The organism is Amaricoccus sp., from assembly GCF_017995835.1.
Classification (GTDB): domain Bacteria; phylum Pseudomonadota; class Alphaproteobacteria; order Rhodobacterales; family Rhodobacteraceae; genus Amaricoccus.
Genome location: NZ_JAGOID010000008.1, coordinates 50,871 through 56,965 on the forward strand (window position 1 = coordinate 50,871; position 6,095 = coordinate 56,965).

A 6,095-nucleotide genomic window follows, 5' to 3' on the forward strand; every position below is an offset into this window, starting at 1 on the left:
GTCACGACGCCTCCGCCGCCATCGCCGCGTCGTTCGCCGCGTTCGCCCGCGCCAGCGCCGGCCGCGAGGCCAGCCGGCCCCAGTATTCCTTGAACGCCGGCCGCGCCTCGATCGAGCCGAACATCAGCCCCCAGCCGACCTGCGAGCCGAAATAGACGTCCGCCGCGGTGAACCGGTCGCCCGCCACGAACGGCCCCGCCTCCAGAGCCCGCTCGATCGTGTCCATCACCGCCTCGAACGAGCCGTAGCCGACCATCCCCTGCCGCTCCTCCGGCGGGGTGAAGCCGAGCGCCCGGTTCGTCACCGAGGACTCGAGCGGCCCCGCCGCAAAGAACAGCCAGCGATAATACGCCGCCCGCTCGCCCGGCCGCGGCGCGAGCCCGGCCTCGGGGAAGGTGTCGGCCAGGTAGGCGCAGATCGCCGCCGCCTCCGTCACCACCTCCGCCCCGTGGACCAGCGTCGGCACCTTTCCCATCGGGTTGATGGCGAGGAATTCCGGCGTTCGCGTCCCGGCGCCGAGCTCGATGAACTCGGTCCGATAGGGCGCGTCGACCTCCTCCAGCATCCAGTGCGCGATCCGGCCCCGCGAACGGGGGTTGGTGTAGAGAACGATCTCGTTGGTCATCGGACCACTCCTTTTGCGTCGCCGCGGAACATAGCGCTCCCGCCGCCGCTGTCAGCCCTCAACCGCCCTCGCCGCGCCGGAACGGCCCCCAGCTCGCGAGCGCCTCCATCTCCTGCCCGACCGCCCGCCGCTCGGCGTCGAGATACGCCGCCACCGCCTTCCTGAGCGCGGGCAGGGCGATCCAGTGCAGCGAGTGCGTTTCCACCGGCAGATATCCCCGCGCCAGCTTGTGCTCGCCCTGCGCCCCGGCCTCGACTCGCTCGAGCCCGTGGGCGATCGCCCAGTCGATCGCCCGGTAGTAGCAGAGCTCGAAATGCAGGAACGGGTGATCCTCGACGCAGCCCCAGTACCGGCCATAAAGCGTGTCGCGCCCGATGAAGTTCAGCGCCCCCGCCACCCAGCGCCCCTTCCGCCGCGCCAGCACCAGCAGCGCGTCGCCGCGCATCGTCGCCTGCACCCGCTCGAAGAACGCCCGCGTCAGGTAGGGCCGCCCCCATTTCCTGCCGCCAGTATCCTGGTAGAACCGCCAGAACGCGTCCCAGTGCCCGGGCTCGATGGCGTCCCCGGTCAGCTCGACGATCTCGCCCCCGAACCCCTGCGCCTGCGCCCGCTCCTTTCGGATCGCCTTGCGCTTGCGCGAGGCGAGCTGGCCGAGGAACCCCTCGAAATCCGTATAGCCCCGGTTCACCCAGTGAAACTGCTGCGTCGAGCGCGCCAGCAGGCCCGCCGCCTCGCCCCAGCGCCGCTCCGCCTCGGTGCAGAAGGTGACGTGGAAGGACGACACCGCGTTGCGCTCGGCGATCGTCGTCGCCGCCTCGATCAGCGCCGCCCGCCCCGCCGCCTCGAAGCCCGGCCGCGTCAGGAACCGCCGCCCGGTCGCCGGGGTGAACGGCACGGCCGCCTGCAACTTCGGATAATAGCGCCCGCCGGCCCGCTCCAGCGCGTCCGCCCAGGCGTGGTCGAAGATATACTCGCCCTGGCTGTGGCCCTTGACGTAGAGCGGCATCGCCGCGATCGCGACGCCGCCCTGCCGCGCCACCAGATGCCGCGGCCCCCAGCCGGCGCCCGGCCCGACCGACCCCGACGCCTCCAGCGCCCCGAGGAAGCGGTGCGTCGTGAAAGGATCAACCGGCCGCCCCCCGTCCGCCGCCTCCGGCGCGGCACAGGCATTCCATTCGGCCGCCTCGATCTCGCCGAGGCCCCCGAGGACGCTGATCTCGATGCTTTCGCCGCCGTCCATCGCCTCCAGTGATGGCCGGGAACCGGCGGGCGTCAATGCCGTCGTGGCCAGAGCGGCATCAGGCCCGCGGCGATCTGGGCGGCGAGGCCCGGCCAGGCGGCGGAATCGGCGAGCCCCGCGAGCCAGGCCGCCGGAGAGGCGCCGGCGAGGCCGGCGGCGAGCGCGGCCTCGCCGGCGAAAAGGACGAGGAGCAGCGCCGCGGACATGGCGAGCCGGTCCGCGAGCGCGCCCGGCGCCGCGAGGCGGCGCAGGAACCGGCCGGTGGCGGTCCAGGCGATGGCGAGCATCGCCGGCAACTCCAGCGCCAGCGCCCACCCTTCCCCCAGCCGGGGCGCGGCGACGAGGACGCGCAGCGCGCCGAGAACGGTCCCGGCGGCGAGCAGCACGCCCGCGACCGCGGCCCCGGCGAGCAGTCCCCGGATCATCGGGGGATGGCGGGGCGGTAGCCCTCGAAGGTGATGTTGTCCGCCACCCGCCGCACCAGCGCCTCCTCCGCGGCCGAGCGCACCGTCCAGGTCAGCACCGGCAACCCGCCGGCCTTCAGCCGCGCCACCGCCGGGCTGGCGAGATCCGCCTTGTCGTGCGAGACGAAGCTCGACCCGGTTGGCCCGACCTCGGCCATCGAGGCGAGTTCCGCCCGGCGATAGTCGGGCAAGGCCCAGTCCTCGCCGTCGAAGGCGCAGGACGTCAGCCCCCGCGCCACCCCCGGCGCCGCCGCCGCCAGCGCCGCCACCGAATGCGGGTTGAACGACATCACCGCCACCGGCCCGCCATAGCCGGCGAGGAGTTCCGCCACCCGGCCCTCCAGCGGCCCGACCTCGGGCCCGAGCACGCCGGTCTGGTCCTTGACCTCGACGAGGAGCGGCGCCCGCCCCGCGACGATGGCAAGGATCTCCGCCAGCGTCGGGATCGTCTCGTCGCTCCCGCTCAGCCGAATCCGCCCGAGCGCCGCGGCCGTGTGATCGGCGACCAGCCCCGGCGCGCCGGTCAGGCGGGGCAGGGCCTCGTCGTGAAACGCCATCGCCTCGCCGTCCGCCGCGCGCTGCACGTCGATCTCGACGCCATAGCCCGCCGCGACCGCGGCCGCGACCGCGGCCCGGCTGTTCTCGATCACCCCCGCGGCGCGGTCATGCAGCCCGCGATGCGCGAGCGGCATCCGCAGGAACGCGGCCGCGAGCTCAGGCAAGCTCGAAGATCGCCTCGATCTCGACCGCGACCCCGAGCGGCAGCGCCGCCACGCCGACGGCCGAGCGCGCGTGCCGGCCCCTGTCCCCGAACACCTCGACGAGGAAGTCCGACGCGCCGTTCACCACCTTCGGCTGGTCGGTGAAGCCCGGCGCGCTGTTTACGAAGCCGGTCAGCTTGACGATCCGCGCGATGCCGTCGAGATCGCCGCCCGCCGCCTTGCGCGCCTGCGCGAGCAGCGCCAGCGCGCAGGTCTTCGCCGCCGCGGCGCCGGCGGCCACGTCCACGTTCTCGCCGAGCCGCCCGCGGATCGGGCCGTTCGCGTCGCTGCTGATCTGGCCGGAGACGTAGACCGTCTTGCCGGAAACCACGAAGGGCACATAGTTCGCGGCCGGCGCGGGCGCGTCCGGCAGGCTGGCCCCGAGTTCGGCCAGACGTTTCTCGATCGCGGACATGGACCCTCCCTTGCGTTGCTCCCGCCCTTATAGGACCGCGGCCCCGGGCTCGCCAAGCGTCGACGGGCGGCGTCGCGCCGGATCAGAATCCGAACCGCGGCGGGTGACCGAGCGCCGCGATCGCGGCGGAGACCATGGCCAGCATGGCGATGCCCTGGTTGACGGCGCGCCGCCGCGACAGCCGCCGGCGCAGCGCCTCGCCGGCGAGGCCCTTCGCCCGCACCTGCCGGGCGACGCGCATCGTCCCGAAGGCGACGACGCTGAGCGGAAAGGCGAGGAGAAACGCCGCCTCGGCCAGCGCGACGCCGTAGCCATAGGCGAGCGTCGCCAGCGCCGCGAGCGCGAAGCCCGTGACGGCGGCCGCCGCGACCCCGAGACTGTCGCCGAGACCGGCCAACCGCTCCGCCGCGATCCGCGCGAGCAGGTCGACCCGCTCCGCCACCTCGGGCAGCCGGGCGGCGCGCACCAGCATGTCGTGCGGCACGCCGAGCGTGCGCTGGCAGACCAGCGTCCAGACCAGCACCGTGAACGCCCAGTACCAGATGCTGAAGAAGCTCTCGAGGCGAAAGACGGACAGCAAGGCGGGCGGCTCCCCGGGGCGGGCGACCGCGCCGTCCTAGCGCGACCCGCCGGCCGATCCAACCCCGAGAGGGGGTTGAGGCGACCGGCGGCTCCGTGGCACAGGGGCGCCGAGCCAGCCGGAGGAACCGCCACGATGACCCCGCTCGCCGCCCCGTTCCCGCTCGGCCGTCCCCGCCGCCTGCGCCGGACCCCGTGGATCCGCGACCTCGTCGCCGAAACCCGGCTCGCCCCGGCAGACCTGATCTGGCCGGTCTTCGTGCGCGAGGGAACCGACGCCGCCGAGCCGATCGCCTCGCTCCCCGGCGTCGAGCGGCTGACGGTCGACCGCGCCGTGCGCGCCGCCGAGGAGGCCGTGCGCCTCGGCATCCCCTGCCTCGCGCTCTTTCCCTTCACCGAGGCGGCGGACAAGAACCCCGACGCCACCGAGGCCTGGAACCCCGACAACCTCGTCTGCCGCGCTACCCGCGCCATCAAGGCCGCGGTTCCCGAGATCGGCGTCCTCCTCGACGTCGCGCTCGATCCCTACAACTCCGACGGCCACGACGGCCTCGTCCGCGACGGCGTGGTGCTGAACGACGAGACCCTCGTCGCGCTCGAGCGGATGGCGCTCGCCCAGGCCGAGGCCGGCGCCGACATCCTCGCGCCCTCCGACATGATGGACGGCCGCATCGGCGTCCTGCGCGCCGCACTCCACGAGAACGACTTCCCCGACGTGGCGATCCTCTCCTACGCCGCCAAGTACGCCTCCTGCTTCTACGGCCCCTTCCGCGACGCGGTGGGTTCGGGCGGCGCGCTCAAGGGCGACAAGAAGACCTACCAGATGGACCCGCCGAACCGCGACGAGGCGCTGCGCGAGGTGGCGATCGACCTCGCCGAGGGCGCCGACATGGTCATGGTCAAGCCGGGCCTGCCCTATCTCGACATCTGCGCCGCGGTGAAGGCCGAGTTCGGCGTGCCGACCTTCGCCTACCAGGTCTCCGGCGAGTACGCGATGATCGAGGCCGCCGCCCGCAACGGCTGGCTCGACGGCGACCGGGCGATGTGGGAGAGCCTGATCGCCTTCCGCCGCGCCGGCTGCGACGGCATCCTCACCTACTTCGCCCCCCGCATCGCCCGGGCGCTGGCGGGAGCCTGATCCGTTACGCCGCGCGTCTCCTTCCAATGTGAAGGCGACAGCCCTGACTAGTGCCGGGAAAGTTCCACAATGCTGTTCCAGCCCTCAAGTCGGTCATCCAGTTCCTTTTTCAGCTTTAGATAGAGTCGCTCCGGGACGCTGAATAATATCTTGCGCCCGTCGGCGCCCTTGGCGAGCTTTACCTCACTCGATTGAAGCGGAAGCTGGCTGTGGTCGAGATACGGATTAAATGCCGGATCTCGGACGCAGAAGCGATCCCAGATTTGCAGTTCGTCGACGAGAATGCCACGGTAGGCGATCGGTCGTCCTTTATCGAGGGCTTATCTCCTGGGAAGATTCGGTGGTGAAGGTCGTGAAACGCCGTCGCCCCGGTCGCCCATACCAGTGCGGACCACCACCAGGTCGGCGAAACGCGCTACTTCGTCTCCTCCCGCGCCCTCACCGCGGCGCAAGCCGCCGAGGCGGTGCGCGCACGTTGGGTGATCGAGAATCGGCAGCGCTGGGTGCTCGACGTCACCTTCGGCGACGACCAGTCCCGTCTCCGCAAAGGCTACGGCGCCCGAAATGGCCACCGTCCGGCACTTCGCCCACCAACCTCGTCCGGGCCGCAACCGACAGGCGCTCCATCAAGTCCCGCAGGAAGCTCGCGGGATGGTCGACGGACTAATACCGGCGGGCTCATGAAACGACTCGCGGGCGCTTTTTGGCCTTTGACGCGTTTATCGTTTGTACTCAGGTAGTTACCCTATCTATCAGTAGCCGGAGCAAAAGGCCGGGCGGCTCTACGCGAGGGCGGCTTGGCGGATGAGGTGATCCAAGGCGGGAATGGTGGGTGCGCCGGGGATGCGGAGGCGGTCGCCGAGATAGTCCCAG

At 72.0% G+C, this 6,095-nt stretch carries 7 protein-coding genes and 1 pseudogene; 2 read left to right on the forward strand and 6 right to left on the reverse strand.

The annotated features are described in order from the left end of the window. Position 1: 1 nt before the first annotated feature. The 6 genes from KBA23_RS02735 to KBA23_RS02760 form a co-directional block, all read right to left on the reverse strand. A complete protein-coding gene (locus tag KBA23_RS02735) occupies positions 2 to 625 on the reverse strand; it encodes a glutathione S-transferase family protein (protein ID WP_290736602.1) in 624 nt (207 codons plus the stop codon). Between the two features lie 58 nt (positions 626 to 683). Then, the gene (locus tag KBA23_RS02740; RefSeq protein ID WP_290736604.1) at positions 684 to 1,865 is read right to left on the reverse strand and encodes a GNAT family N-acetyltransferase; all 1,182 of its coding nucleotides are present in this window, start codon (positions 1,863 to 1,865) and stop codon (positions 684 to 686) included. Between the two features lie 32 nt (positions 1,866 to 1,897). After that, positions 1,898 to 2,290: a hypothetical protein gene (locus tag KBA23_RS02745; RefSeq protein WP_290736606.1), complete on the reverse strand. Its 393-nt coding sequence runs from the start codon at positions 2,288 to 2,290 to the stop codon at positions 1,898 to 1,900. Further along, complete coding sequence (locus KBA23_RS02750; RefSeq protein ID WP_290736618.1) at positions 2,287 to 3,021, reverse strand: glycerophosphodiester phosphodiesterase family protein; 735 nt, start codon at positions 3,019 to 3,021, stop codon at positions 2,287 to 2,289. Before KBA23_RS02750 ends, KBA23_RS02745 begins: the two co-directional genes overlap by 4 nt. Positions 3,022 to 3,043: 22 nt before the next feature. After that, a complete protein-coding gene (locus tag KBA23_RS02755; RefSeq protein ID WP_290736609.1) occupies positions 3,044 to 3,505 on the reverse strand; it encodes a RidA family protein in 462 nt (153 codons plus the stop codon). Between the two features lie 82 nt (positions 3,506 to 3,587). Beyond that, positions 3,588 to 4,085, reverse strand: a complete 498-nt coding sequence (locus tag KBA23_RS02760) for a hypothetical protein (RefSeq protein WP_290736612.1) — start codon at positions 4,083 to 4,085, stop codon at positions 3,588 to 3,590. A 135-nt stretch (positions 4,086 to 4,220) separates the two neighbouring features. Between KBA23_RS02760 and hemB the strand changes: the two genes are divergently transcribed. Both hemB and KBA23_RS02770 read left to right on the forward strand, forming a co-directional pair. Beyond that, complete coding sequence (gene hemB, locus KBA23_RS02765) at positions 4,221 to 5,222, forward strand: porphobilinogen synthase (RefSeq protein ID WP_290736615.1); 1,002 nt, start codon at positions 4,221 to 4,223, stop codon at positions 5,220 to 5,222. 407 nt (positions 5,223 to 5,629) lie between these two features. Further along, a pseudogene (locus KBA23_RS02770) lies at positions 5,630 to 5,889 on the forward strand (ISAs1 family transposase); the annotation flags it as partial. Positions 5,890 to 6,095: the final 206 nt, after the last annotated feature.

What these genes read in the sequence shown, in the direction of transcription:
- KBA23_RS02740 (WP_290736604.1), bottom strand. Translation starts at nt 1,865, where the DNA reads ATGGACGGCGGCGAAAGCATCGAGATCAGCGTCCTCGGGGGCCTCGGC.
- KBA23_RS02735 (WP_290736602.1), bottom strand. Translation starts at nt 625, where the DNA reads ATGACCAACGAGATCGTTCTCTACACCAACCCCCGTTCGCGGGGCCGG.
- KBA23_RS02745 (WP_290736606.1), bottom strand. Translation starts at nt 2,290, where the DNA reads ATGATCCGGGGACTGCTCGCCGGGGCCGCGGTCGCGGGCGTGCTGCTC.
- hemB (WP_290736615.1), top strand. Translation starts at nt 4,221, where the DNA reads ATGACCCCGCTCGCCGCCCCGTTCCCGCTCGGCCGTCCCCGCCGCCTG.
- KBA23_RS02750 (WP_290736618.1), bottom strand. Translation starts at nt 3,021, where the DNA reads ATGCCGCTCGCGCATCGCGGGCTGCATGACCGCGCCGCGGGGGTGATC.
- KBA23_RS02755 (WP_290736609.1), bottom strand. Translation starts at nt 3,505, where the DNA reads ATGTCCGCGATCGAGAAACGTCTGGCCGAACTCGGGGCCAGCCTGCCG.